Consider the following 26,750-nt stretch of genomic DNA (forward strand, 5'->3'; position numbering starts at 1 on the left):
GAATTTGGCATTAAAATTTCTTCTTTGTCTGGACATGATAATGGATCCTTTCTTTCATACTGGTTTAAGTATATCAGATTCATTAAAAACTGTCCGAAAAAGTGTCTTAATTTATGAGACCATTATAGAGACCCTTTTTTAATGATTACATCAATGCTGTGAATGCTTCATAGCACATTTCTTCAGTCACGACCTGCGAATGCTGTTCTTTTTTCTTATTAAAACATAAAGCATAGTATTTTTTTGACCATTTTCCTTTTGATTTGATTTTTGCAGACTTAGGATGTTCTGTGGAGAACACTTTAAACTGTTCCCGCCATTTAACGCTCATTAGCATGATAGAATCATATATTTCAAAAAGTTCTTCGGTTTCAAATACACTTGTATCCTTTCCCTTGAGGTAAAGATTCAAGGCTTTTTCAAATTCTCTCCAATCATCCTCTCGGATTTTTTTCGTGAATCGTTTTAGCCATTGAAATATACGTTCATCTTCTCTATTGCCAACTCGATCAAGAATATCCTGCCACTGCCGCCATGTCAGCTTTTCCACAACGTCTTTATCTTGCTGTGATAAAATATAACATTGCTGATAAAAGCTACGGGTTACGGAATTTGCTCCCTCGTCTCTTTTACGTTCTTCCTTTGTAGCAAAATGTTTTATCTCGTCCCAGAACCTTCTACGTTCGGAAACAGAAATCTCGTACTTCTCCAGCAGGCTGCCAAGAAATAAACCGAGATTATATTTATACCAGACGCCTTGACCATACTCTGCTTTCATATCAGCTTCAATAGTTGGTATTTCCTCTTGCAGAGCATGAAGAATATCATCTATTGAGGCTTTTTCTTTGGAAGACAGCAAACCGTCATATACCATATGGCCGTCTACTAATTTAACTATATGACCCATTTAAATCACCTCATTTCAAGCTTTGAGCATAGATACTTTCGATTTTCTCAAGTACCTGATCAGCTGCTTCCTGTGGCTCAAGTTCGGAGAAATCTTTTCCGTCCTGGCCGAACATATCATATTTTCCTTCGCCTAAATAGAGAAGTACGTACTGCTTCAACATTTGCTCACGGAGATATTCGTGCTGGATGTCAGGATAATCCTGGACATTTAAGTATGCAGCATGTCCAACATTCAAGAAAATTGTTCTTCCATTTCCCGGTGTACACCACGAACGCTTATAGTTTTCAGGCGCAACAATACTCTGTATATCAAATGCATCGTTTTTACCGTTTTTCTCATCACTATTCAAGAAAACTTTGTAGTGATAGAAGGTAATCTTATCGCCTTTTTCATATTGATTATCGTCTTTGTTCGCAATGAGTCTTGCACGCAATTCCAAAACGCCTTCAGTAAGGTATTGTTCATAAACCACTTTTTCAAATACGATTTCTTCAATATAAGGGGTAATAACATCTTCAAACGGTTTTACCACTCCGGTAAAAGATGCTACATCAACGATTTTAGGGCAGGTCGGATCACTTGCATTGTGTATGCTGACATTAAGTTTATAGCTGAGTTCATGATTGCGCTGATTCTCTATTTTGTAGCATACCTTCCTAACTTTTTCTCCGAAATTTACCCTGCGGCTACCTTCAATTGGGAATAAGCATTCATGCAATGATAAATTTACTGATTCTCTGCGGTTGTCCGGACGGTCTATATCAAAGAAGTAAGGAAGTTCCTTTTTCTTCTCTTTACCGCTTCCGATAACTTTAACTGAAAGAACAATACGGTTTTCAGCAAAACGAACAGAATTATCTTTTGTAACTTTATGTATAAATGCAAGCTTCTCAGCTGTATTTGATTTTACAGTGACCTTGTCACTTGCAATAGAACATACAACTTCGCCGGTTGCCGGATTAAGCACATAAAGTTTATATTCAAATTTCTTGTCTGTAGCATAGGAGCTCTTGATTCTTACAGAGAAACTGATATTATCACCAGAAGTAACTTGTTCTGAATCTTTAACCGGATATGCTATATCCTGCCAACGGACATCGAAATCTGCCTTCTTTGGTCCTTTCCCAAGGTCTTCAAGTCCGAGCTTATCAAAGAGATCCTGAATATCTTCGGCAATTTGCTTTAGCTCATCCTTCAGTTTTTTGTCTTCAGTCTCTTTATCTTTTATAAATCCCCATTCTATCAGGTTCGCTTTAGTTTTTTCATTGCAGTAGTTTTTGAGATTCTGATATGCTGCACGCAGTTTCTTCCCTTTGCTGACACCGAAATGAACTTTATCTTCGATTTCAGACAAATCATCTTCCCAGGCTTCGTCTACTTCTACATAGCCCCAGTATTTGCCCTTAATCTTGTCAGGTATGTCCTTTAATTCGATATCACCGATTTTCATGCCTTTGCGATAATAGGAAATACCTCCCCAGATGTTGCCGCCTTTATCAAATACATATAATCCAAAATGCTTTACCTTATAATTTGAAGCATAAGTTTCTGGATTTTGAAGTTCGAAGACATGAGATCCGTCTTTGATTCCGGTGGGGATTGGAACTGGATTGCCATTTACGGTAATAGCGGAACTTTCGTCCAAACGCTGGATAATAAGCCACCAGGATTCTTGGATATAAGGGATGATTGTTCCCTGACGGATCGATTCGGCAAGTTCTTCCTTGGGCATTTCAATAATAACTCGCGTTCCTGTACTTTTTTTCTCATCCAGGCCGGTGGTATCATGAATAAAAGTTTTAGCATCAGTTCCCTCCAGAGCCACAGACATTACCTGCCCACATTTATTCAGATTAGCAACATACAGACCGTCTTCTCTGAGAGAATCAAAATAATAGGTATATGTTTGTGAGGCAACAGAGTAAACACTCTTACCGGCACCAAAAAGGCCACCGCCAGTTGTGTTTCCGCCTGAATTAAACATAGAAGTAAAACGGGACAGACGTTCAGAAGGAGGGAGCACTTCTCCATTGGCCATCATCTGATTAATGGTTTCTGAGGGCGTATTCTTACCAGTCAGACCGACGGTGCCGGAATCTTCAACAACTACAAAGCTTCCGTGTTCATTTTCTATGAGCGAAATATCACAGGACCAGTTCTTCCATTTGTTGGTTTTTCTAGCACCTACAGCATTCTGAATGGCGTCTTTCTGAAAACCATTCGGGAATGTAACACCTGCATCTGTATATGCACCAAGAATCCAATCGACATTATTCTTATAATTCTGGGGGATGGGAGTCATAGAATTATTCATAAAAACACCTCCTTGAATTAGTCTAACGTAAAACGAGTGCTCTTTTTACTTTCAATCTTACTGAACTTCTTTTTCGCTTCTTTAACTTCAGCATCAATAGCATTGAAAATTTTATCGACATCCTGCTGTGTATAGTCATAGACATTGGAATTTGAGCAATTGCCTAACAACTGGAGCATATCTATGATTTTGTTTGTACGGGCTTCTGCTAAGCGAACAAATTTATCACGTTTTGTCTCTTTTTCTTTCATTTGAGCTTCCTCCCACGATAATTATTTGAATATAAAATAGCATTCAAATTCAAGAATGTCAATAATATTTGAATAATGTTATAAATATTTTTAAAATATTATAATGCAAAATATCAAAGAGAAGTAATTCAAAGTAAATATCATTTTTGAAATAATTAATATATGGCGAATTATAATTTTGATATTTAGATTATAAAAGTGTTATTTGGAAATTGTTTTTCTAAATAAGCAAAGACTGCATTGCCAACTCACTGGTACTGTGAATCTTTTAAACCAACAAATTAATAAAATCTGGGATATAGAAATATTCTTCAACGTAATAGATGATTAATAATTGCCTTTCATAAAAGATGGCTTACCCATTTATGCGTAATGTCCATCTTTTCTTTTTTCCCAATCATGGTATAATTTTATAATAAATAGTAATAGATAATCCACCGAAAACGATACGGAGAATTGACATGAATCTTTTATATTCAAATATCCTTCCATTAGGGACGGTTGAAGGACAAAATACAATTATCGATACATTTAATAAACAGATAACATTATCTGACAGAGTAGATATTGCTGTAGGATATGTCTCCCGTGCTTCTCTTGATGAATTAGAACTCTTGGTTGAACAGAACAACATCAAACAGATTTGTCTCATTATAGGCATGTACTTTGTTGAAGGTATGCCCGAAGGATCTTATCATACCGCTCTTAAATTAAATAGAAAATGGCAAGAATCCGGCAAAGGAGAAATCCGGATTGTCAAAGCATTCAAATATCATGGAAAACTTTATACATTTTACAAAGACAATCTTCCTTTTTCTGCGATTCTGGGTTCTGCGAATCTCGGAGTAATAAAACCAGAAGCCAATAACCGTAGACAGTATGAGATATCTTCTATAACAACAGACCAGAATGAACTGGGAGAAATCAGCCAGTTTATAGATAAGTTAAAAGCTCCTAATATTTCTAGCAATATTGCAGATATTGACGGAATGCCATTAATTCACGAAATCAATACAGCACTTTCTGGAATAGAGCTCGTTACAACTGTCCCTCAATCAAATGTTGATTTCTATAAAAGATGTGCCGCATATGCATCATTTCTTCTACCACTAAAAGTACCTTCATATGATGAACGCCATATGGATGATGGGAAACATTTTACAAGATCCAATGTTAATGTCTGCTATGCGGCGCCAAGAAGTAAACGCAAGTCAAGAGATTGGTATGAAACCCAGCTCACCGTTGCAAAAGAAATCACGCGTATAGAAGGATATCCTGAAAAAAATCAGCCATTTTTTATTATTACTGATGACGGGTATTGGTTCAAAGCTCATACGACTAGTGATGGCAATAAACAGTTTAGCGCTGTTGGGGATGAATTAATTATGGGGAGATGGCTGAAAGGGCGTTTGGCAGCAGCTGGTCTTGTTAAACCTGTAAATGATACTCAGGCAGACACTGATCGTACCGGCATGATAACCAAAGAAATGTTACAGGAATATGGTTGCGAAAATCTTTATTTAAAGAAAACCGGGCAGACTGCTTTAGATGAAACCGGTAATCCACTTGACGTATGGATGCTTTCCTTCGAGCCATTTGATCAGGAAGGAGCTGATGATTAATGCAGTATCTTAAAACATACCTTAACAAAATTGAGAGCAGAGGTAACACCAAACTTGCGGAATCAGTACTTAAAACTGCGGAAGAGGTTGGTAATTCATATATCAAAACATTTTCATTTACAAGTCACGAAATTGGACTTCTTTTCGGAAATGTTCAATCTGGTAAAACAGGTCAAATGTTTGGCATTATATGTAAAGCAACAGATTTAGGATTTCCCGTTTTTGTTTTGCTAACAACTGATAACGTTGTTCTGCAACAACAAACCTTAGATCGTGTTAAAGCAGATCTTGATGGATACTGTATTTGTGGAGAGAATGATGCACAAATTTTTATTGATAACAGCCTTCTCCAACCAACAATTGTAGTTTTAAAGAAAAATGCACGCATTTTAAAATTATGGGCAAATATCTTTAATTCTACAGGTTTTATGAAAGGGAATCCTCTTTTTATCGTAGATGATGAAGCAGATGCAGCTTCATTAAATACACTTGTTAATAAAGACAGACAATCTTCAATTAATAAATACTTAGATTGTATAAAAAGCGGGGCTTCCAGCAGTATTTATTTACAGGTGACAGGAACACCACAAGCAATTCTTTTACAGACGTTTGCATCTGGATGGCATCCTTATTTTACTTATTATTTCCGTCCGGGAAATGGTTACCTTGGAGGTGATTTTTTCTTTCCTACTGAGGGAAAACCTATGTGTATTCAATATCTGGATGAATTAACTGAGCCCACAAAAAATGTGGTGATCCGGCATATTGCGGTTTCTGCACAAATACTGTCTTCTGGTGGGAAGGTTTCAAACTGCCTCTTTCATCCAAGTGTGAAACAAGCAGTGCATCAAAAATATGCGGATGAAATAATGCATGTACTTTCCTGGTGTGTAGAACATAAAGATTCAGAATTCACAGAATTACTAAAAAAAGAATACGACCTTATTTGTCCTGCCAAAACCGATAAAATTCCTTATGAATATTTTATCAACAAAGCCTATGAATTATTAGATTCACATTCAATCAAAGTATTGGTTATGAACGGAAAAACTGATGTTGATAGCGCTCAATATGAGAATGACTGTAATTTTGTTATAGGCGGTAATACATTAGGACGAGGTGTTACTTTCCCTGGATTGCAGACAATTTATTACACCAGAACCAGTAAAAAGCCCCAGGCAGACACAATGTGGCAGCATAGCCGCATGTTCGGTTATGATCGTGATCCTGGATTGATGAAGGTCTTTATTGACGAGCATTTATATAAACTCTTTGCTGATATAAATGCCACAAATAATTCTATTATTGCACAGGTTGAAAACGGTATAAATAATATCAAAATATATTATCCAAATGGACTTAATCCGACAAGAAAAAATGTACTTGATAATGATCATGTTGAAATGCTGTCTGGAGGGACAAACTATTATCCATTTAATCCGGATAATGACTCAGTAGAAGACATATCAACACTTCTGAAACCTTTTGAAAGTAGTGAGCCATACTATCAAGTCAGCCTTAGAATAATAAAAGAAATTTTAAAACATATTATTCCAAGTCCTGATTTCAAAATGGAAGCTTTTTTATCTGTAATTGATTCAATTCTTGCAGAACAACCGACTATGCAGGGAATCTTAATTGTCCGAAGAGAAAGAGATATTGCGCAAGGAACAGGTGCCTTGTTATCACCAAATGATTGGCAGCTTGGTAAAGAATTTCCATCTAAACTAGTTTTAACCATGTATCAGGTTACCGGCAAAAAAGGCTGGCATGGCAAGCAACTTTGGGTACCAAATATTAAACTGCCAGGAGATATCATCTATTATGATGTTATTGAGGAGAATTAGAAGCTATGACACCCGTATATCCTGATGATATCGTAAAACAACTATTATTTGATCCGATATCTCTCGGTGCAGATAAACTATGTATTCTTTCACACCATGCAACGCCGAGCATGGCTTCATGGTTATTAAAAAGCTTTGAAGAACTCTGCGTATCTGATATAACAGTTGAATTGATTATTGGATCGACTATCAATGAAGGGATAGATAATATATCTCACGATGGATTTAAAGAACTGCAAGGAGATCGATATTCTAAAATATATAAAAATTTTACGTGCAGTTATCTTTATCAAGGATCTGTCCCTAAAACAAATTTATATATTTGGTTAAAGGATGATATACCAATATGTGCCTATTCTGGGACCTTTGAATTTACACAAGCTTCTTTATTGAGAAACTGTAATAATTCATTGGATTTATATAATCCATATGACGCATATAGAAAATATGAAAATGCAGTTAATCGCTCTATTTTTTGCAATCATGCAGAGGTAGAAGATTATATTATTGTGAGTTTGCAATCAAATTCACAAGATTTATTCAGACCACGCTCTGCAGATCAAAGCATACATCTGTCATTTTTAACCAGAACTGGCGAAGTTGGAAAACGTTCCGGTTTAAATTGGGGGCAACGACATGGTAGAAATAAAAATGAAGCATACATTCCGTTGCCAATCCATATTGCAACAAGTGGTTTTTTCCCATTGAATAAACAGCATTTTCTTGTTGTAACTGATGACCATCATACTTTATTATTGCGTGTAGAACAACAAAATGATAAAGCCATAACAACACCTGCCAGCAATGCGTTGCTTGGTGAATATTTTAGAAATCGTCTTGGATTACCCAATGGTGCGTATGTACATACCAGTGATTTGATTAATTATGGCAGAACAGATGTTAGTTTTATAAAAATAGATGATGAACAATATTATATGGATTTTTCAATCAATACAGAATCGTAGGTGATTTTATGGCGGATAATCATTCAAAACAAGTGCGGAGTATGAATATGTCTCATATCCGTAGTACAAACTCAAAGCCAGAAGAACGCGTTCGGAAATACTTATTTTCCCGCGGTCTTCGCTACAGAAAAAATGTCAAAAAATTGCCGGGATGCCCTGACATAGTTTTAAAAAAATATAAAACAGTAATTTTTGTAAACGGCTGCTTCTGGCACCATCATGATTGCGGACGTTTTGTATGGCCGTCCTCAAATGAGGAATACTGGCACAAAAAAATCAACCGCAACGTGGAACGTGATATACAAAACACTGCCCTGCTCACAGAACAGGGATGGAGGGTACTTACAATCTGGGAATGTCAACTCAAAAAAAATGTTGCAGAAGAAAATCTTTCTTTATTGTACCAAAAAATCATTGTTCCAATTGAAAACATATAATAATCTCATTATAATAAAAGTAATCATCATGTAGTAAAGGAGGCATCACTATGGCGCAAGCAGGTGATTCATATTCTATTCAATTAAAACCGTCTCATCTAGCATGGGGTGATTATAGAAATCCAACAAATAGAGATATCATTCAAGGAGAAGCATATATACCTATTCATAAAAAAGATGCTATGAAATATAGTGTTTATAATTCTAATCATACACAAACTGGATTGGGTTATAACCTATTCTATGCAAGTTCTGCTGATGGCTTTTTAAACAATGTGCTGTTATTAGCTCAAGGATCCACTATTGGTGGTGATATTTATGCAAAGCAATTCTCAGTGCAAGGCGATTTAAAAATGATAGGCAACTGGTATAAGTATTGCAATGCCAGTGCACATAATTCTGTGCTGGTTACATGGACCAGTCCTACTACTATGTTACTTAAAATAATTTAAAGTCTAAAAAATACCTGTGTTTTCTATTCAACAAACACAGGTATTTTTTACTTTTATTCATTAATATTTGCGTCAATCGAAGGATAATCAATTCCTGCAAAACATTTGAGGATGGCCTCAAAGATTATCTTCGCACCTCTGCATGGAACAGCCATACCAATCTGCTTACGCACACTTTCCTTACTGCCCTGAAATTCATATGTGTCGGGAAAGGTCTGTAACCTTGCTCTTTCACGGTTTGTTAATGCTCTTGGTTCCAACCAATGGTAGATATGAGTTCCGCCTCCACCGCTTCCAGTAACTGTGTAAGAAGGTTTTTCTGGATCCAATCGTTTATATATCTGGCTTATCTTGGCTCCTTTAATGTTCAATTTTAAATCATCCGGCAAATCTGCTGTAAATGCATTTTGTCCCGGAAGAATATGTTGCAGACGTCTGACAACAACAGCAGATTGTTTTGTTCTTTCATTATTAGCTGCATCTTCTGGGATTGGTGGTACCTCTATGGCTGTCCTACATGAGTTATCGATTCCTTGATAAGGTTCTGTAGAAGGCACCTTAAATGTAACCGGGATATCATTTTTTATTCCCACAATGATTATTCTATGTCTGGCCTGAGGAATTCCATATTCTTCAAACTTATAGAGATGTGGAGTTATTGTATACCCAGCATCCCTAAGCTCTGTCAATATTTTTGTAAATGCCTTTCCTTCATTTGCATTTCTTAATCCACCGACATTTTCCGCTAAAAACCACTGTGGTTTAAATAATTTTAATGCCTTAACACCATAAGAATATAACGGACCATAAACACCTTCCATCCCTTTCTGTTCTCCTACAACGCTATAATCATTACAGGGGAAACCAAAGGCCAGGGCATCTATGGGAGCAAGCTTACTCATATCAAATTTTCGGATATCCTCATGATAAACCGTCTCCGGAGCATCAGGACAAATATTCCGACGATATGTATCACATGTACTTGCATCATAATCATTTGCCCACTGATGAACAATCCGAAAGTCCGGATTTGCAATATCTGCATGTGTAGCGCCCCAAGCAATTCCACCTGGACCACAAAACAGTTCTCCCAATCTAAAAACCATACCTACAGACCTCCTTCCGAAATCTCATCAGTCTCTTTTCGCAAAATCATAAAATCAATTAATAATTGTAAATATTTACAATCGGTATCATCTAGTTTTTCTAAATTATGCAACCTGTTACTTGAATTGAAATCACTTTCAGAGATATATCCTGCTGCCAAAAGGATATCAAATGGATGCATACCAAGTGCTTTTGCGATTTTGCACAAATTCTCCCAATTAGGAGTTTTTCGCGTTCCATTTTCTATTTTCATTATTTCACTATCGCTTATACCACAAGCTTTTCCAAGATTTTTTTGTGACAACTTGGCTGCGGTTCTTTTTTCTTTTATTAATTTACCAACATTTGACATACTCCCACCTCTTAAATATGATACCATTCTTGCTGCTTTTTGTCAAGTATAATATTATATAATGCTGCTTATAGGCAGCGTCATATTTATTTACAAAAAAGGCCCAGAGAGGACACTCCCCTCCAGACCTTTTATTCTCTCATCCGGCTATACTTATACGAACTTTGTCCTTATTGCTACTTCCTGCTTCGTTCCTGAACCATTTGCTGTTCCAAATATCTCGGCACCGGCTTCCCGGATCTTCTAGCAATAGCAATCTGTTTTTCATGAAGCTTCTTTATCACAGAAGTCCTTTTCTTCGGACGTTTTGCTACCGGATACTGTATTTGCTCTGCACCTTTCTTCTGGTTATTCACCTGCCCATCGACCATATCATAATTGGCTTCTGTGCCTGATTCATGGCTGCGTTCATACATTCCGTTCTGAAAATATTTCTGATAAAGTTCCATCTTGGTCTGCAACTGTTTCATCCTTTCCGGATACTTATCCTCAGGATGAATATATTCTCGGATCTTCTGCTTGGCAGTTTCATCAAAACCTCCGATTCCGGTTTCTGCCACATATTTTCCGTAACTATCGAGAATAATCCTCGCAGCCTGTTCCCGGAATTCCTGATGCTCCAGAAGATAAAACTGTTTTCCGTCGATAATGATATAGTCTGTCACTCTCCAGTTTCCGGAATAGCCATCAATCATATAATCTCTGGTATCCACGGACAGAACACTTCCTGTTGTACCCATACTGATGAATCCGCTGATTCTTCTGGGATGATCATCACTTAGATAGAAGCAGGAGATTTCTCCTTCATGGTTAAGCACCAGCACATCACTGACTTCTGTTTTATACCGGATCCGTTTCCAGATATCATTAGCAGTCTCATCCGGCTTCATTTCACCGACCATCATATGCCGGTAAAATTCCACACGAACAGCAAGATTCTTTTCCCGGACCTCGTTGTAGGACAGATGCCATAGTTTCCGTCCGGCAGTCATCTTATTGACACGATAAAGGGCAAATTGATTAATATTCATACTCATCATCCTCCGATGCCAAGAGATATGAATCCAGATCTAGTGTGTAATAATACTTATCTTCAATCTGTTGCAGCTTCTCTATCAAAGAGGATACAATTTCAATCATTTCTTCATCGGACACATCTTCTTTAGTTTCTTCCAGAACTTCCAGTGCTTCCTTCAAGGCCTCTACGGTATCCTGTCTGGTCTTTTCGGCAAAGATCGCCATTACCATTAATTCATTTTCTTCGAATTTCACTGGTTTCATAAACTCATCGCCTCCCTTCTGTGCTGTAATTTTGTTTTCTGTCTTTCCGTTTTCTGTATTACTTCCGGCATTTTACTTTCTGTTTTCTCTCTTTCATTCTGCCTTTTCTCAATGATTTCCTCTGCATCTGACAACGCTTTCTGTACCAGCTTGTTATCCCGATATCCGGGAATAGAATTGATGATCTCTTTCTGTAATGTAATTCCCACATACAGATCAAACATTCCTTCATAATCACTGCCATCCTGCAGATTGAAGCCAATACTTTTTATTCCATTCATTCGGCTGCCCGGTATCTGATCAAAAATATCAAAAGCCTGTTCCAGAGTCAGATCCTGATGAAATTCTCCAAGAACCGGAAATTCAGAACATTCTGCCACATAGAAGCTGATGCGAGCTTTATCCTCATCTGGATGCAGTGGAAGAGTAGTATTTTCTATTCCGATCATTTCCTGTCTCTGTTTTACAAAATCCGGCAGTTCAGTAAAACCAAAGCTGTCAACATAGAAAGCCCGGATGTCACCATTTCTATTTGTAATAACTACATCACTGACTGACATGGAATGCCCTCTGAAATCAGCCGGATGGTTCTGGTTAAATACACTGTAGAGAGTGTCTAAGTTATCCGATGGCTGAAGAATCCCGGAGTACACGCACTGATAATCCCCGGCAGTTACTTCCATTCCCTGAGATTTTACAAAATCCATTCCCATAAACTGATATTCCATTGCTTTTGATTCATGGTTAATCTGATAAATGGCAAAACGCTCTTCTCCATCAAACATTAATTCTTCAGAAGTTTTTTCAAATCGTTCCGGATGCAATACGCGTTCCACCCGCTCTACTGTATCCGGATCTTCCAGAGCAACACCCTCCAGCCATTCTTGTACATCATTCCAGGAATCAGCAATTCTCACACCCTCAATTTCATGGGTTCCATCCGGAAGGAAACGAAGATTTCCATCTGAACTTTCAAGCTCATCAAAATGATATCCGGCAACTTCCATTGCCGGTATCAGTTTTTCTTTCTGTTCTGATTCCAGCAGTTGCTTTTTCTCTGTGAACAGTTCCTGCAGTTTCTCGGATAATTCGTCGATCATTTCTCCTGCAGTCTTTCTGATCGTGTCCATAGATGTTTTTAATTCTTTCATATCACGCCCGCTGCTCCATCCGGCAATATACGGGAAACTGTATTCGGAAGTATCTACACCAAAGGCAGAGCAGACACAATAAGCGACAGATTCAGCTTCAACTTCTTTTGTCAGCCGGTCCTTTTCAATGCCCTGTTCTGCCATCAAATCCTTATCATGGATTCTTGCATGTCCGGTTTCATGAATTGCTGTTTTAATGGTCTGGCTGTCGCTCATCCCTTTTTGAATTACGATTTCTTTATCGACCGAATGATAATATCCCTTTGCTTCGCCTTCAATCTCATCGAATCGGATCGGAACAGGAGAGACCTCTGTGATCGCTTTCATAAACAAATCATAATCAGCAACCGCCTCTGTTAATTCCTCAGGAGCCAGTGTTTCAATGGGTTCTCCGTCTGTCTGGCTGATATCGAAAACAGTTGTTGGCTTAAAATGCGGGATGACTACTTCAACTTCCTCTGTCTTTGGTTTTCCATTCCCATCAAGAAGAGGCTTATTGTTCTGATCCAGAATTTCCTGTTCCCGTTTTCTTTTTATTGGTGCCGGAGCAAGAATCGTGATTCCTTTTTCTCCCTTTTTCACCTGGCGACCCATCGTCTGCCAGTTCCGGTATCCTGTGACTAGAGTTGCATCCGGTCTCTGCATAGCAATCAAAAGAGTATTATTAAACGAATACCGATGAAATTTTGACATCGTTTGCAGATACTGGGCATATTTATCACCGGTAAAGATATTCTCTACACCTGTTTCCAGAGATTTCAGGATACTATTCATATCCTTTCCTGCGACAGGAAGTGGGATAGTAGCTGACTGAACTGCTTCAATATTATTTTCTCTGTTCATTTGAACTCCTTTCCAAAGCCCCGCCGGTTTTGGTTCCAGCGGGGCTTTCTTATACACATATTTTTAAAGTGACATGTCATTTGCTTTATGCTTCGGCTTATGTACCGGCTGTGACTTATTGGGTTCTTTCTTGTCAGGCATTGTCTGTTCCTTTCCCTTTGCTTTCTGGCGTTCCTCAAAAGCTGCTGCCTTCTCGAAGATCCTTCCTCTGGTATCATAGTGATACACTTCATCTGCCAGTTTTTCTGCCGGTTGTACCTCTGTGTTATTTACAGCCATTACCATCGCTTTTAACTCATGGGAAGTCATCACTCCATCATCAGGAAGAACCAGCATTTCATGTACTGAAGAAGGTAATATATAATAATCACCCTTTAATTGTTCTCCGATCAGATCCATATATCCAGGGTAAAAGAGCACTGCAGCACCATCCATTGTCTGTTCATTTGTAACAATAGTAAGCGGAACTGCCATATCCTGAGACATATCTTTCATCATCATTTCAATTTCCTGTTCCGGCACACCAGCAGCTCTCATGTCACTTCTTGCCATGTTCTCTAGCACTGTATTCAATGAATCTATATGAGCGGGAAATAATCTGGGACTGCTATTCAGCGCATCAATATGAATCTGTTCTTTTGAAACACCAAAAAGTTTCATCATATCATTGTTCACAATAGAAGATGCAATTCCTCCTGCTCCGGACTCAATTAACACATGATAAGTAATCGCCAGATTTTCCACTCTTGTATGCGGTACATTAGACAACATTTCCTGATTTCGATCCGCATCGGATACTCTGATAAACAGATTGTGTTTTGCAAAATCATAATCCGTGAGAAGCCCCATATGAACAGACATCGGTGTCATCTGTACTACCTCTGCCATCTGTTCCATAATCTGATTCAGATTAAAACGCCCCGTCTGTAACTGTTCATAGAACATATTCAGATTGAGAGTCGGTGAAATATTCTGGTTTTCGTTTCTTACTGTCATTCCCAGATAACTTTCATTCAGCTTTTCATGGGGATAGAGATCAACAATGGCATTTTCATACTCCATCGGAAGATAATCTTTGATTGTTTCTTTTACGTTTTCTACAAATTTTTCAAATTCCATATTTTTCATCCTTTCCTGATTTCATTTTCTATTTCTTCTTGCCTTTTCCAGAAGGCTTTTTACTCGGAAAATCCAGAGAAAAATTCACACGATCTTCACTGGCATCCATGATTAAATCCGCTTCAAAATACATATTTTTCTTGGCAGAATACAGATCCTTTACCCGGACTTTTCCACTTTTTAAAAGCTCAGCAGCCATGCATTTATCAATGGTTTTCAGCATCCGCTCCAGATATTTTGTTTCTTTCCAGAGAGCAAAACGACATCCCCTGTTACTGCAGTAGAAGTTCTTTTTCCCTTCATACACCAGACTTCCGCATATCGGACAGGTTCCGATGCTTTCCCTTGTCTGGAACCTTCTGGTTTCTTCCTCCGGGATCGTGTCACATCCATTCAGCATCATGGTAATCATATTTTTGATCCCTGTCATAAAGGTATCCGGAGTGATCTTACCTTTCTCCATATCCAGAAGCTGATTTTCCCATTCCGCTGTCATACTGGCTGATTTCAGAAAGTCGGGCAGGATCTCAATCAGCACCTTGCCATCTTCTGTAGGAATGATCTGTTTTCCCTTACGGACGGCATACTGGGAATGTACCAGTTTTTCAATGATTCCTGCTCTGGTTGCCGGAGTTCCCAGCCCCTTTTTCTCTGTATCCTCATCGAATTCCTTATTCCCGGCTGTCTCCATAGCTGCCAGCAGAGTATCTTCGCTGTACTGTTTCGGTGGGGAAGTGAGATGCTCCGATTTATCAGCTGCTACATTGTAAAAGATCTGTCCGGGAGTCAAATTAGAAAACCGGTCTGTCTCTACATTTTCCGGATTTTCCATAGCCAGCCCATCTTTGTTCTTGAAACACTCTTCATAAAGCTTCCATCCCGTCTGCTTTACAACTTTCTTTTTTGCGGAAAACAGCTCGTTCTGGCATTTCACGGTGATATCGGTTTCTGTGAAAATATGATCCTTTTCTGTTGCTTCCACCATACGGACACAGATGAGGAACAATACCTTCTGTTCCCAATCCTTTAACTGTGACAGATCACAATCTGTTAATTCCACCGTTGGGATAATGGCATGATGATCGGACACCTTCTTGTTATTCAGGACAAGCTTGACATTTGGTTTCTCCGGCTGATCAAAGGGACCTGTCAGCTGATACTTTTCATGAATTCTCCGAATCACATTTCCTGCCGTTACCACCATATCCTCTGTCAGATACTGGCTGTCAGTTCTAGGATAGGTGAGCAGTTTCTGCTCATACAGAGACTGTGCTGCATTTAACGTCTGCTGGGCAGTCATACCATAATGTCGGTTCGCTTCCCTCTGCAAAGTAGTCAGATCATAAAGCTTCGGTGGTCTTACAGTCTTATCTGTTGAACGTATTTCTTCCACAACAGCATCGCTTCCCTGGCAAAGAACTCTCAGTTTTTCTGCTTCCTTTTCATCAAAGATTTTCTGTCTTTCTACCTGCAGACCATCCAGATCCAGTTCCACATTGAAATACTTTTCCTTTTGGAATGAGGAAACAGCTCTGTCCCTGTCTACCAGCATGGCAAGCGTCGGTGTCTGGACACGCCCCACAGTCAGCTTCTTATAATATTTACTGGTGTAAGCTCTGGTTGCGTTCATTCCTACCAGCCAGTCTGCCTGAGCTCTGCACACAGCAGCATCGGCAAGGTTTTCATATGCAGACGCATCTTTCATTTGAGAAAATCCCTCGCGGATGGCTTCATCTTCCATAGAACTGATCCACAGTCTTTTTACCGGTTTTCTGCTCCGTGAAAGATCATAGACTCTCTTGAAGATCAATTCTCCTTCCCGTCCTGCATCACAGGCATTTACTACATAGTCGATATCCGGACGGTTCAGCAGCTTCTTTAACACATAGAACTGATCCTTCTTATCCTTTGACACTGCCAGTTTCCACTCCTGTGGAATAATGGGCAGATCCTCATAGTTCCATCTGCTGAATTTCTCGTCATAGGCATCCGGGGCCACATATTCAGCAAGATGTCCAAGACACCAGCTGACGATACAATCCTTTCCTTCCAGATATCCGTCTTCACGTTTCTGTGCGCCGATCACATCCGCAATGGATCTGGCTACGCTTGGTTTTTCTGTAATTACTAAATACATATTCTTACAACTCCTTTCACTTATATGGGAGCTGCGTTGCCCTTATACAACATCAGCTCCCACCTTTTTGGATTTATTCCTGTGATTCGACTTTCTCTTCCGGATTGTCTGATTCCTCATCCTCATTGATGGTCTCCAGCCCGTCATCCATTTCCAGACCTTCATTTTCAGAATCATCATCTTCCTGCTTCGGTTTGTAGATCTTGAAGTAGTAATAGCCTGCAATACCCGCTACAGCCAGAAGAAGGATCACAAACAGACCAGAATTTGTTGTAGCTTTATCCTGTTTGTCTTCCTGTGTTTCTTCTTCAACAGCCACACTGCTCTCCGTATCGTCTGTATGCTCGTCCTCCAGGACTACAGAAGGGGCAGTCTCTAAAGTCTGCTGCTGATCCTCATCCAGAAATTCTTTAAGGTCATTTTCATCAATCTGAGACAGCATGTACACGTTGTTCGTTGTTGCCGCCCGGTCAATTACGATATAAAATGTATTGTTATTCTTTGTTTTAATCGTCAGAAATTCCTTACTGGAATCATCGGTAATGTCATCCCTTACCTCTCCGTTACCAGGAACAGAGAACGGATCGCCATTTTCCTCGGTATGAGTATCCTCAACCACCGGTTCCTCCGTTTCTGTTGTTGATTCCTCCTGAGCTGCCTCTGTGCCCTGATCCACATACGCAAAAGCAGTAGCCTGACTGCCAAAAAGCATCATAGCTGCTGTCAAAAGCACCACCAGTTTTTTATTCAGTTTCTTCCATTTCACCATATTCATTTTCCTCACTTTCTCTTTTTTCTTCCTGAACAACAAAGGAGCCAGATTCTTCTTCTGACTCCCCGCTCGCTACAAATGATATCGTTCCATCCTGGATTCCGTTTAGCAGGTCAAATAATTCCTGCCCTTTTAATTTCATTCCACGGATGCTTTTGATCATTTCGTTATTTTCTTCCTCTTTCAGCGCTGACCGGACACCTTTCAGATACATTTCCAGATCAGCAATTTTCTTTTCGGTCTTTTCAATCTCATCCAGATACTTTTTAATCTTCCGATTCAAATTTTCACCTTCCTTCTTTTTTATTATTAAGGCAGCCTTTCAAAGCACATAAAATGCTGCTGCCAGTAGGATGTATTGATATTCGCATACTGGATCGGATCCCCGCAGTGAATCATCATTCCATTGCCAACATAAATTCCCACATGGCTGGCACCGCTGGTATTATAGGTTCCCTGGAAAAAGATGAGATCTCCCGGCTTTGCCTGAGACGGTGGAACATAAGTACAGAGACCGCGAAGCCCATCTGCCGTCCGACGTCCATAATTCCATCCATTTCCACAATGATTGACTACCCAGGATACAAACCCGGAACAGTCAAAACTGGTACTCGGTGAAGATCCGCCCCATACATAGGGATATCCCAGATATTTTTCTGCTTCCCGGATCATTCTTGCAAAACGTTCATCCGACAGTGCTTCCGGCGGGATCTCATAGCTCATGCCGCCTCCGGCTCCGGTGATTCGGTTTACATCCCACAAATAATCCCGGTTGCCCAGTGTGGTATTCAATGCATCGTACAGGATTTCCTGTTCCTCTGTCAGATTTGCTCTTGCCACTGCGTCAAAATTTGTATTCGTGAGAGTGACATAGAGGACTCTCTGAGTAGTAGTGGTAGTAACCTCCACCTCCCGGCTGCCATTATCATCTGCCAGAAATGCTTCCCATGTCTGATGACCGTGGGCACTGGCTGCGGAATGGCTGTCATAATACACGTCAAAAGCAACCCCATACCTGGCAAAATTCCCTGTATCCTCAACGGTATATTCCACACCATTCATGATCACTTTCGTTCCCATAGGCACGATCGGATTATTTGCGTCTACCGCAATCGTATGATTGGCTGTCGGGTATGCACCGCTGGCTGTTGGTCCGCCGGACCATCTTCCACAACAAATGGAGCAGTTACAATATCCGCTGGTTACCACATTTCCCAGGGATTCTCCCACACGTACTGTTCTCGTTTCTGTGACAGTTTCCGTCCTTCCATGGGTTGACAGATGATACTGTGCCTGAAACAGATCCTGTAATTCATCCTTTACATCGTCATAGGTATATCCACCATACTTTGCGGTCAGGTATGAAGTCAGATGATACGGATTATGCCCGATTTCGCTGACATTGTACTGATAGGAATCGTAATCCGGATAAGAGGATTCCATGTTGTTGATCTGACGGTTTAATGCTTCTTCCATAGCAGCATAAGCATTTTCTGCAGCATAGATATCCGCATCGGTGCTGGGATAGGTTGTCATACCGATCACGGAAGCTCCACCCTGAATCGAAGCACTGCAGCTTCCCAGAGAGACTGCAATCAGCATAAAAATGAGCGAAAAAATACCGATACCAAGAAACACGGTACGGTTTCGCCTTACGATTTCTTTTAAAGCAATCTTGGCTTTTACCGTCATGTTCTCGACACCGGCAATCGTTGTTGCTCCCCCGAGACTTCCTGCTGTTTTTCCAGCTCTGGCAGCCCGGTAGGCATCTTTATATTTTTTTCTCTGGAAGAAGCGGTTTAGCAAACGCTTCTTTTCTGCATTTTGCACTGAATCCCTGGCAGTTCGGTCTGCTACTTCCTTCGCAGCATCAAACTTCAATCTGGAAGCCTCCGGAGCATCCAGATTCATCCCTTTTCTGTGTGCTTTCACATCACTTCTCTGGCTTCTTAACTGTGCTCTGCGCAGACTGTGTGCTGCTTCATCAGCAGCTGCAATCACTGCACCGGAACCATCTACAGCAGCATTATCATCTCCATCCTCTGTTATCTGATTTCTGGCATATAGTGCCGCACCGGCTGCTACCTTTCGACCCATTCCTGTTCCGGCTCCGTGGATCATGCCGGATCCTTCATCACCAAAAGAAAGCCTACCCGATTTTTCCTGTTCTTCTGTCAGTCTCTTTCGAGCACGTTTCTTCTTTACTTGATCTTTCTGATCCGAGATACCGGATACTTCCGGAATCTGTTCCTGAGAATGAAGCTTTCCCTGGTACCGGCTGTCCTTTTTTTCTATGATTCTTTCACTGCTTGCTTTTGAAAAAGTTCTTGCAGGTCTTTCTTCAGATGCAATATCCGAAGACATTCTTAATTCCTGCACATACCTTCTCATGCGTCGGTTATCAGTTCTTCCAGAACTGTCCGACAACCTTTTGCCAGGAGCCGCATTTTTCTCATCCCGCTCCTTACTGTCAAGTTCAGGTTCATCCCGGCTTTTCTGGCCGATTTTCTTCACAGAACCTTCCCGGAGTGTTTCTTCCGTCAGACCTTCTCTTGTCATTTTAGAATAGATCTTGTCTTTCGCTGTATATTCCTTTCCTGCCAATCATTCACCTTCTTTCATTCTCAATTTGTTTACCAATCACAACCATCCGCCCGTTTTTATGGGAATACTCACAGGTTGACAGTGTGATCAGCTTGTCTCCATACTGTGCTGTATAACCAGTGTCATAATATGACCGTTTTTTACATTCTTTGACAAATTTCAGATAATCCTCAGCATTTTCTGCCTTGGTAAAAGAGTAGTATTCAAAATCATGCCCTGTATACACCGGAACAGCAAAGGCTGCTATGATCTGATACTGTTCCTTCCCATGAAGTGTGCTGTACTGGATGATCGGATGTTCCTGATAGAATTCTTCTGACTTATAACGATCCAGAGCTGCAAACACTTTTCCTGAACTCATATGATGACCATAGATAATCAGGTTGTCTGCATCTTCCGGATCACAAAGTTCTGAGAGAAATGGTGTCCCGCTTACGTCATATTCCTTCTCAAAATTTCTCCTGAGATAGTAATTCTTTTCTTCCGGATGATACATGACTGGATAATCAATTGCTGTCCCTTCAATTTTAATCCAGCCGATGCAGTCCGGATTCATTTCGTGCAAAGCCAGAAGACCAGGATCAACAATAGCAGGAGAATTACTGTCTCCCTCGATATCATCTTTATTATCATTAGTTTCCTGTTCTTCATGGATTTGTCGAATAGAGTCGAATCCTGTTTCGCTTTTTTGATCTTGCAGATACATACCCATCAGAAAGTAGAGGCTGATGGTGAGAAGGATAATGGAAACTACAAACAGAATCCTCGATATCCATTTTCTCATTTTCTTTCTGCCTCCAGTTTCTTTCGTTCCTCCACTTCTTCCGGTTTTGTTGTCATCAGCGAATACAGTTTCAAGCTCTTATCAAACTTATCCTTAAACGGAATGATGATATTTCCGTAGAACAAAAGTCCTTCGCCTTCCCCGGAATTCGTCACATAGGATAATTGATATGGTGAAATGTTCAGTTGCTTTGCCAGAATCTGTCTGTCGCCTGCAGCTTGATTCAGCATCAGGATAAAATCACTGTTTTCAAAGATATTTTCAATCTCCCGGCTGGCCAGAAGGTCTTTGATATTCTGAGTGATTCCTGTGGGAATTCCACCCCATTTACGAAATCTCTTCCAGATTTCCACAGAATAAGCTGCGGTCTGTTCCTCTTTCAGAAGAAGATGGAATTCATCGATATAGTATCTGGTAGATTTCTGTGAGCCCCGGTTAATGGTAACACGGTTCCATACCTGATCCTGGACAATGAGCATTCCCAGTTTTTTCAACTGTTTACCCAGCTCCTTGATGTCGAAGCAGACGATCCGGTTATTCAGTTCCACATTTGTCTGATGGTTAAACACTTTCAGAGAACCATTAACGTAGATTTCCAGTGCTGTTGCAATACGCTGGGCCTGGGGCTCTTTCTGCTTTCTCAGGCAGTCATACAGATCTCCCAGTACCGGCATATTTTCCGGTTTCGGATCTGCAAAATATTTCTGATATACAAGAGGCAGACACCGGTCGATCACTGACTTTTCCTCTGCCTCAATACCATTTCTGGTTCCCATGATCAGCTCACACAACGACAGGACAAAATCTGACTTCACACCCAGCGGATTATCATCATCGGAATAATCCATATTGATATCCATGGGATTAATATAATCCTTGCTGGTCGGAGAAATGTGGATAACCTGACCGCCGAGGGCATGGACCAGTGGATAATATTCTCCCTCCGGATCTCCGATAATAATATCGTCATTTGTCACGAAAAATGCATTGGTAATTTCTCTCTTAGCCGCAAAGGACTTTCCGGATCCAGGTGTACCGAGGATCAGTCCGTTCGGATTTTTCAGCTTCTTCCGATCTACCATGATCATATTGTTGCTGAGGGCATTCAGCCCGTAATAAAGGGATTCTCCACCCATGAACAATTCCTGCGTTGTGAAAGGAACAAAGATAGCAGTGCTGGTCGTCGTCAACGCCCTTTTGATCGGCACATGATTGACACCAAGCGGAACACTGCTCATCAGCCCTTCCTCCTGTTGATAATCCAGTCGCCTTAACACACAGTTATATTTCTGAGCGATGCCGGCAGTCTGGAATACTGCATTTTCCAGATCCTGTTTACTTTTTGCTGTATTCAAAAAGAGCGCAGTTACCAGGAACATACGCTCATTTCGTGACTGCAGATCTTCCAGAAGTCTCTTTGCCTCGCCACCATACGTATTCAGGTCTGACGGGATGATGTCCATATCATATCCGGAACGAACTGCCTTTTTCTGTTCTTCAATTTTCATGCGGTTGATATCCGTCACCTTGCTTTTTACAAGCTTGATGGCTTTCATCTGATCCACCGACTGCACATGCAGGTTTACGATCAGATCTTTATCCATATCCAGAAACTCAGCCAGCATTTTGTCAGTAAGCTCCGGAGCAAGAATCTGCAGATAGGAGACTGCGCCAATCGTTATCCCCATCTGGAATGTCTTCCCTTCTTTAAATACAAAGCTGGTCGGTGCCACATAATCCTTTGTGCTGAGACCGGTCCGGATCATGGAACCATAATCAAACTGGAAATCGGCACTGGCATCCGGATTAAATGTTTCATACATAATCTGAAGCCGCTCCACACCATTGAGGGGATATGCCGGTACACCAAGCACCTTGAAATTATTCAGTATATCCGACTCGATACGTTCCAGCTTCGGTTTCGCCAGCTTGATATTCTCAGCTTCGATAGAAAACGTGATATATTTTGACTTTACCAGACCGTTATTACCCGTTGCCAGTTGATGCTTCAGCATCTGTGCATATTCCATGCGGACATCATCAAACTCATCATGCTGAGGCCGGATACGGATCACATTCTCAAATTCCTTCATATTACTTTTGTGATTGATAAAGCTCAGCTGGAAATGGATGCTGCTGTCAAAATAGTTGAGGAAATCACACCAGTTTTCAAAAATAGCATTCTTATCCTCATTCTGTGCCAGCTGATAGTTGATATCATAAAACCGGATACATTTGGAATATGTATTTCCCTGTACCCGGCAGATCCCATCCTTTCCCATCTCTTTGTATCGGATTGTCTTTTGTACCGAAAGCCGCTTTTCTTCTTTTTTCTTTGACTTTTTGGTGCTGTTATTTTTTCTTTTTGACACCTGTCTTTCCTCCCTTCTTTTCTCTGGATGCATTTTTCGAACCGGTTGTTTCCGGATTCGATTCATAATAATTCTCTGTTTCATAGGTTCTGACCGGTGGCCGGAACACTTTTACATTCAGGATGTGCAAGATCACATCCTCGAGATGCATCCCATCTTTTTCATACATGGCAAACATAAATGCCGGCAACATTAGAATCACCATAACGGTAGCCGCATTTGACATTCCAAGTATTCCTCTTGTGAGAAAATAAAACGGAATACCAATCGCTGCACCGATACCGATGCAGATGATCTGTCTCTTTGTCAGATTAAAAGCCACTTTGTTTTTTACTTTTGTCAAATCCTTTGGAACACTGACATATGCCATGGTTTATCTCTCCTTCCTGTGATTAATTTAATGGGCATTAAAAATGGACTTGCTCAGGGATCCTGTCTTAAACAAACTAAAACACAGGATGACTGTATAAGCCATTACGCCAAATAATGAAGAACTCAGATTATCTGAATACTGGATACCCGCTACCAGCACAGCATAGATAGCGACGCAAACCATCATCAGAAATGCCTGGAATGCCAGGGCAAAGAGTCCTCTGAAATAATTGGTTCCGATCTGTCCCCACTCTCTGTTGCTCATTGTGGCGAACGGAATCGGCGCGACCGAAGTATAAAGGTAAATCTCAATCATACGTCCATATAGAATTACGGTGATCAATACGGACATGATTCTCATACAGAAGCTGACGATCAGGGTTTCCAATGCCAATACTACTAATTCTCCAATCTCCATGGCTTCCAATGTAGCCTCCAGATCGGTCAATGCCGAACTGATATCAATGGCTGTACTGCCTGTGACCACACCGGATGCAGCATTTACTACATGCTGACCTACATCAAAAACAGCCATTGTAATCGTAAAAGTATTGCTTACCAGATACACTGCGATCCACATCTTCACAAAGTATTTGAAGAACATCCATGTATCAATATCATGCATGTTATTACGCTCAGTAAGCATGGAAATCAGTTCATAGCAGAGCACAAACGTAATGATGATACCTGCAATCGGTAAAATTACCGAATTGGACAGGTTCTGGATCATACTGAATATGCTGCCATTCCATCCCTGGGGAGTCTGTCCAACCTGGCTTGCAATCTCACCTGTTTTCTGATTGACATCAGTAAACATCTGATCCAGGTTGGAATTGATCATCCCTGTCAGGAGTTCCCTCATCCATTCTTCGATCGCATCAAAAATCTGATCGAACATGGATAACTACCCCTTTCTCTTAACCAAACAGTCCACTAAGAAGCGGAATTAATTGAGTACCGATGAGGATTACACCACCACCGCTCATAAGCTGTTTGATTCCCTGAGACTTTGCCCCCGATAGCGATAGGTAATCCTTTGAAGTTATCTCCAGATTTTCCCCCGCTCCACACCGTGCATGCGACTTTCACCGCACACGGCGCTCCATCGAATTCAGCCGTCCAGGGTTTTAAACACAACTTACACACTTCGTTACAGCATTAAATTCAAAGAATAATAGGTGGCATTTCTGCCATAGTACGAAGTTTGTTAAGTTTTTCTATTTGTTTATCGTCAAGATTTAAGGATTTCAAGTACTTCTCAATCGTAGGTTCTGAAGAAGCATGGATAAGGATATGAACTGCTTCGCTGACAAGAATAAGATTTGCGTATTCATCCGAACCACCATTGCTTACGGGCACTTTATGGTGGCAGTGAATATCATGAGAATCCATCAGAATTCCCGTCACTGCACATTTACCATACTGTGCCGCATACAAGGAAATACGGTTATCCGCATATTCAATGGTTCTGCCCTTTACAGGATTTCTCATCAGCCATAACATTGTCGCTGTATCGATTGCAAGATTCTTATGAATCTGTTCCCGACCTTTGACCGTATACTTATTGATGGATTTCCTTTTATGCTGGGCATTCTTCGGCTGGACATATCCCAGTGGAATCACCGGACGTCCATGAAGGAACCTCATCTGTCTGCTTGCTCCATACTTTTCTTTAGTAAACCCATTTCTGAGCTGTCCCTTTTTGGATAAGTCACCTTTCAGTCTGTTTCTGAGCTGTTTGTTGATACTGAAGGCAAGTCTGCTGAAATCATGGGATACTTCTGTAGAAATACAATAGTATTCATGAAGTCCGGCAACTACAGCGTTATATTTCTGAAGCTGCATGAACTGAGCATTATCATCTGACGAATGAGCCAGTTTCTTTACTTCTTCCGAGACTTTTCCATGAGCCTTTTTGTATGCTTTATCGCTCATATGAGACCGAACTACATACTTCTTACCCTTTTTACGGACTTTCAGCTTGAACCCGAGAAAATCAGAATACTGTCTTTTGAGATTAACTACTTTGGATTTGTCAGGGCTGATTTCCAGCCCCAGCCTGTCCTTTAGCCATAACTCTGTTGCCTTGTATGCTTTGACAGCATCCTCATGTGATGCGCAGAAAATTTTAAAATCATCTGCGTACCGAACTGCATGCATCTCTTTTAATCTGCTCCGGCGCAGAGCTCTGTAAGCGTGGCTCTTAATCTCTGTTCCCTGCGCATTGTTCCTCGTTTTGAATTTTGTCCTTGTTGGCATCTGCTCCCATTGAGAAGCAATCCACCAATCCAGCTCATTCAATACGATATTTGCAAGCAATGGCGATAAAATACCGCCTTGCGGAGTACCCCGTGAGGGATATGTTTTCTCCCCATTTGGCAGAACAACAGGTGCTTTCAGCATCTCTTTTATAATGCATAACAGCTTTTTGTCCCGGATTCCCAATGCCCATATCTGACGAATCAGCTTTGTATGGCTGATATTATCAAAGAAGCCTTTAATATCGAGGTCAACCACATGGTACAGATGCTGTACCTGTATCAGCCTCATGCATTGCGCAATAGCAGTCTCAGCGGAACGGTTCGGGCGGAACCCGTTGGAGTTCTCACTGAATTTTGCTTCACATATCGGCTCCATGACCTGCAAAATACATTGCTGTACGATCCGATCCACGATAGTTGGAATTCCCAGAGGTCTGGTCTTTCCATTGGGCTTTGGTATCTCCACTCGCCTTACGGGTCGTGGATGATAATTACTGAATTGTTTCCGTATGAGACGGACGTATTCTTCCTCGCTTAACTTTGCAAGGTCGGCTATCGTCCTTTTATCCACTCCCGAAGTATCACTTCCTGTATTCTTCTTTATTGTTCTGTATGCAAGCTTGATATTTTCTTCACTCTCGATGATTTCCATCAGATGGTTGAATGTTTTATCTTTCTTACTTTCTGCATACAGCCTGTCAAAAGTACCTTCCATGTCGTAATACTCTGAGTTGCGGATTTTTCTCTGTTTACTTTTCCTTTCTTGCTGCCCCGAAGTCAACACAGGCATCCTCTCC

23 protein-coding genes and 1 pseudogene are annotated in these 26,750 nt (G+C 40.6%); 5 read left to right on the forward strand and 19 right to left on the reverse strand.

The features are described from left to right. Positions 1-145 precede the first annotated feature (145 nt). From FYJ57_RS12740 to FYJ57_RS12750, 3 genes are read right to left on the reverse strand one after another with little or no spacing between them, the layout of a single operon-like run. The gene (locus FYJ57_RS12740) at positions 146-907 is read right to left on the reverse strand and encodes an ATP-dependent helicase (RefSeq protein WP_154432945.1); all 762 of its coding nucleotides are present in this window, start codon (positions 905-907) and stop codon (positions 146-148) included. A gap of 10 nt (positions 908-917) precedes the next feature. Next, positions 918-3,224 carry a hypothetical protein gene (locus FYJ57_RS12745; protein ID WP_154432946.1) on the reverse strand — a complete coding sequence of 769 codons (2,307 nt, stop codon included), beginning with the start codon at positions 3,222-3,224 and terminating at the stop codon, positions 918-920. 17 nt (positions 3,225-3,241) lie between these two features. Continuing rightward, positions 3,242-3,475 carry a hypothetical protein gene (locus FYJ57_RS12750; protein WP_154432947.1) on the reverse strand — a complete coding sequence of 78 codons (234 nt, stop codon included), beginning with the start codon at positions 3,473-3,475 and terminating at the stop codon, positions 3,242-3,244. Positions 3,476-3,936: 461 nt separating this feature from the next. Between FYJ57_RS12750 and FYJ57_RS12755 the strand changes: the two genes are divergently transcribed. Genes FYJ57_RS12755 through FYJ57_RS12775 form a run of 5 tightly spaced genes read left to right on the forward strand, consistent with a single transcriptional unit; the run spans position 3,937 to position 8,798 of the window. Beyond that, positions 3,937-5,097, forward strand: coding sequence for a restriction endonuclease PLD domain-containing protein (locus FYJ57_RS12755; RefSeq protein ID WP_154432948.1), 1,161 nt, complete (start codon positions 3,937-3,939; stop codon positions 5,095-5,097). Then, entirely contained in the window at positions 5,097-6,944 is a 1,848-nt protein-coding gene (locus FYJ57_RS12760) for a Z1 domain-containing protein (protein WP_154432949.1), read from the forward strand. The genes FYJ57_RS12755 and FYJ57_RS12760 overlap by 1 nt, the downstream gene beginning before the upstream one ends. A 5-nt stretch (positions 6,945-6,949) precedes the next feature. Further along, positions 6,950-7,909, forward strand: coding sequence for a restriction endonuclease PLD domain-containing protein (locus FYJ57_RS12765; protein ID WP_154432950.1), 960 nt, complete (start codon positions 6,950-6,952; stop codon positions 7,907-7,909). Between the two features lie 8 nt (positions 7,910-7,917). Then, positions 7,918-8,346 (forward strand): very short patch repair endonuclease, encoded by a 429-nt coding sequence (locus tag FYJ57_RS12770; RefSeq protein WP_154432951.1) that lies wholly within the window; start codon positions 7,918-7,920, stop codon positions 8,344-8,346. Positions 8,347-8,396: 50 nt separating this feature from the next. Then, the gene (locus tag FYJ57_RS12775) at positions 8,397-8,798 is read left to right on the forward strand and encodes a hypothetical protein (protein ID WP_154432952.1); all 402 of its coding nucleotides are present in this window, start codon (positions 8,397-8,399) and stop codon (positions 8,796-8,798) included. Between the two features lie 53 nt (positions 8,799-8,851). Here FYJ57_RS12775 and FYJ57_RS12780 read toward each other — a convergent pair whose 3' ends face one another. From FYJ57_RS12780 to ltrA, 16 genes and pseudogenes are all read right to left on the reverse strand, one after another. Further along, positions 8,852-9,904, reverse strand: a complete 1,053-nt coding sequence (locus tag FYJ57_RS12780; RefSeq protein WP_154432953.1) for a DNA cytosine methyltransferase — start codon at positions 9,902-9,904, stop codon at positions 8,852-8,854. 2 nt (positions 9,905-9,906) lie between these two features. After that, a complete protein-coding gene (locus FYJ57_RS12785; RefSeq protein ID WP_154432954.1) occupies positions 9,907-10,257 on the reverse strand; it encodes a helix-turn-helix domain-containing protein in 351 nt (116 codons plus the stop codon). 176 nt (positions 10,258-10,433) lie between these two features. Beyond that, complete coding sequence (locus tag FYJ57_RS12790) at positions 10,434-11,288, reverse strand: DUF4316 domain-containing protein (protein ID WP_154432955.1); 855 nt, start codon at positions 11,286-11,288, stop codon at positions 10,434-10,436. Next, a complete protein-coding gene (locus FYJ57_RS12795) occupies positions 11,278-11,538 on the reverse strand; it encodes a transposon-transfer assisting family protein (protein ID WP_154432956.1) in 261 nt (86 codons plus the stop codon). The genes FYJ57_RS12790 and FYJ57_RS12795 overlap by 11 nt, the downstream gene beginning before the upstream one ends. After that, a complete protein-coding gene (locus FYJ57_RS12800) occupies positions 11,535-13,532 on the reverse strand; it encodes a YodL domain-containing protein (RefSeq protein WP_154432957.1) in 1,998 nt (665 codons plus the stop codon). The genes FYJ57_RS12795 and FYJ57_RS12800 overlap by 4 nt, the downstream gene beginning before the upstream one ends. A 63-nt stretch (positions 13,533-13,595) precedes the next feature. Next, the gene (locus FYJ57_RS12805; protein ID WP_154432958.1) at positions 13,596-14,651 is read right to left on the reverse strand and encodes a DUF5688 family protein; all 1,056 of its coding nucleotides are present in this window, start codon (positions 14,649-14,651) and stop codon (positions 13,596-13,598) included. 28 nt (positions 14,652-14,679) lie between these two features. Further along, on the reverse strand, positions 14,680-16,788 hold the full coding sequence (locus FYJ57_RS12810) for a DNA topoisomerase 3 (protein WP_154432959.1): 2,109 nt from the start codon (positions 16,786-16,788) through the stop codon (positions 14,680-14,682). A gap of 73 nt (positions 16,789-16,861) precedes the next feature. Continuing rightward, complete coding sequence (locus FYJ57_RS12815) at positions 16,862-17,557, reverse strand: CD1107 family mobile element protein (RefSeq protein WP_154432960.1); 696 nt, start codon at positions 17,555-17,557, stop codon at positions 16,862-16,864. Then, complete coding sequence (locus tag FYJ57_RS12820; protein WP_154432961.1) at positions 17,532-17,843, reverse strand: DUF4315 family protein; 312 nt, start codon at positions 17,841-17,843, stop codon at positions 17,532-17,534. The genes FYJ57_RS12815 and FYJ57_RS12820 overlap by 26 nt, the downstream gene beginning before the upstream one ends. 26 nt (positions 17,844-17,869) lie before the next feature. Then, entirely contained in the window at positions 17,870-20,164 is a 2,295-nt protein-coding gene (locus FYJ57_RS12825; protein WP_331466662.1) for a C40 family peptidase, read from the reverse strand. A gap of 4 nt (positions 20,165-20,168) precedes the next feature. Beyond that, positions 20,169-20,948: a class B sortase gene (gene srtB, locus FYJ57_RS12830; RefSeq protein ID WP_154432962.1), complete on the reverse strand. Its 780-nt coding sequence runs from the start codon at positions 20,946-20,948 to the stop codon at positions 20,169-20,171. Beyond that, positions 20,945-23,353, reverse strand: a complete 2,409-nt coding sequence (locus tag FYJ57_RS12835) for a VirB4-like conjugal transfer ATPase, CD1110 family (RefSeq protein ID WP_154432963.1) — start codon at positions 23,351-23,353, stop codon at positions 20,945-20,947. The genes srtB and FYJ57_RS12835 overlap by 4 nt, the downstream gene beginning before the upstream one ends. Next, the gene (locus FYJ57_RS12840) at positions 23,301-23,690 is read right to left on the reverse strand and encodes a PrgI family protein (protein ID WP_154432964.1); all 390 of its coding nucleotides are present in this window, start codon (positions 23,688-23,690) and stop codon (positions 23,301-23,303) included. Before FYJ57_RS12840 ends, FYJ57_RS12835 begins: the two co-directional genes overlap by 53 nt. Before the next feature lie 27 nt (positions 23,691-23,717). After that, a complete protein-coding gene (locus FYJ57_RS12845) occupies positions 23,718-24,590 on the reverse strand; it encodes a VirB6/TrbL-like conjugal transfer protein, CD1112 family (RefSeq protein WP_154432965.1) in 873 nt (290 codons plus the stop codon). Between the two features lie 19 nt (positions 24,591-24,609). Further along, positions 24,610-24,708: pseudogene (locus FYJ57_RS15155) on the reverse strand (Maff2 family mobile element protein); the annotation flags it as partial. A gap of 148 nt (positions 24,709-24,856) precedes the next feature. Then, positions 24,857-26,737: a group II intron reverse transcriptase/maturase gene (gene ltrA / locus FYJ57_RS12855; RefSeq protein ID WP_456299599.1), complete on the reverse strand. Its 1,881-nt coding sequence runs from the start codon at positions 26,735-26,737 to the stop codon at positions 24,857-24,859. Between the last annotated feature and the right edge of the window lie 13 nt (positions 26,738-26,750).

It is taken from the genome of Oliverpabstia intestinalis (assembly GCF_009696065.1).
GTDB classification, from domain to species: Bacteria; Bacillota; Clostridia; order Lachnospirales; family Lachnospiraceae; genus Oliverpabstia; species Oliverpabstia intestinalis.

Coding starts and splice junctions, on each gene's coding strand:
- FYJ57_RS12740 (WP_154432945.1), bottom strand. CDS start 907: ATGGGTCATATAGTTAAATTAGTAGACGGCCATATGGTATATGACGGT.
- FYJ57_RS12745 (WP_154432946.1), bottom strand. CDS start 3,224: ATGAATAATTCTATGACTCCCATCCCCCAGAATTATAAGAATAATGTC.
- FYJ57_RS12750 (WP_154432947.1), bottom strand. CDS start 3,475: ATGAAAGAAAAAGAGACAAAACGTGATAAATTTGTTCGCTTAGCAGAA.
- FYJ57_RS12755 (WP_154432948.1), top strand. CDS start 3,937: ATGAATCTTTTATATTCAAATATCCTTCCATTAGGGACGGTTGAAGGA.
- FYJ57_RS12760 (WP_154432949.1), top strand. CDS start 5,097: ATGCAGTATCTTAAAACATACCTTAACAAAATTGAGAGCAGAGGTAAC.
- FYJ57_RS12765 (WP_154432950.1), top strand. CDS start 6,950: ATGACACCCGTATATCCTGATGATATCGTAAAACAACTATTATTTGAT.
- FYJ57_RS12770 (WP_154432951.1), top strand. CDS start 7,918: ATGGCGGATAATCATTCAAAACAAGTGCGGAGTATGAATATGTCTCAT.
- FYJ57_RS12775 (WP_154432952.1), top strand. CDS start 8,397: ATGGCGCAAGCAGGTGATTCATATTCTATTCAATTAAAACCGTCTCAT.
- FYJ57_RS12780 (WP_154432953.1), bottom strand. CDS start 9,904: ATGGTTTTTAGATTGGGAGAACTGTTTTGTGGTCCAGGTGGAATTGCT.
- FYJ57_RS12785 (WP_154432954.1), bottom strand. CDS start 10,257: ATGTCAAATGTTGGTAAATTAATAAAAGAAAAAAGAACCGCAGCCAAG.
- FYJ57_RS12790 (WP_154432955.1), bottom strand. CDS start 11,288: ATGAATATTAATCAATTTGCCCTTTATCGTGTCAATAAGATGACTGCC.
- FYJ57_RS12795 (WP_154432956.1), bottom strand. CDS start 11,538: ATGAAACCAGTGAAATTCGAAGAAAATGAATTAATGGTAATGGCGATC.
- FYJ57_RS12800 (WP_154432957.1), bottom strand. CDS start 13,532: ATGAACAGAGAAAATAATATTGAAGCAGTTCAGTCAGCTACTATCCCA.
- FYJ57_RS12805 (WP_154432958.1), bottom strand. CDS start 14,651: ATGGAATTTGAAAAATTTGTAGAAAACGTAAAAGAAACAATCAAAGAT.
- FYJ57_RS12810 (WP_154432959.1), bottom strand. CDS start 16,788: ATGTATTTAGTAATTACAGAAAAACCAAGCGTAGCCAGATCCATTGCG.
- FYJ57_RS12815 (WP_154432960.1), bottom strand. CDS start 17,557: ATGGTGAAATGGAAGAAACTGAATAAAAAACTGGTGGTGCTTTTGACA.
- srtB (WP_154432962.1), bottom strand. CDS start 20,948: ATGAGAAAATGGATATCGAGGATTCTGTTTGTAGTTTCCATTATCCTT.
- FYJ57_RS12835 (WP_154432963.1), bottom strand. CDS start 23,353: ATGCATCCAGAGAAAAGAAGGGAGGAAAGACAGGTGTCAAAAAGAAAA.
- FYJ57_RS12840 (WP_154432964.1), bottom strand. CDS start 23,690: ATGGCATATGTCAGTGTTCCAAAGGATTTGACAAAAGTAAAAAACAAA.
- FYJ57_RS12845 (WP_154432965.1), bottom strand. CDS start 24,590: ATGTTCGATCAGATTTTTGATGCGATCGAAGAATGGATGAGGGAACTC.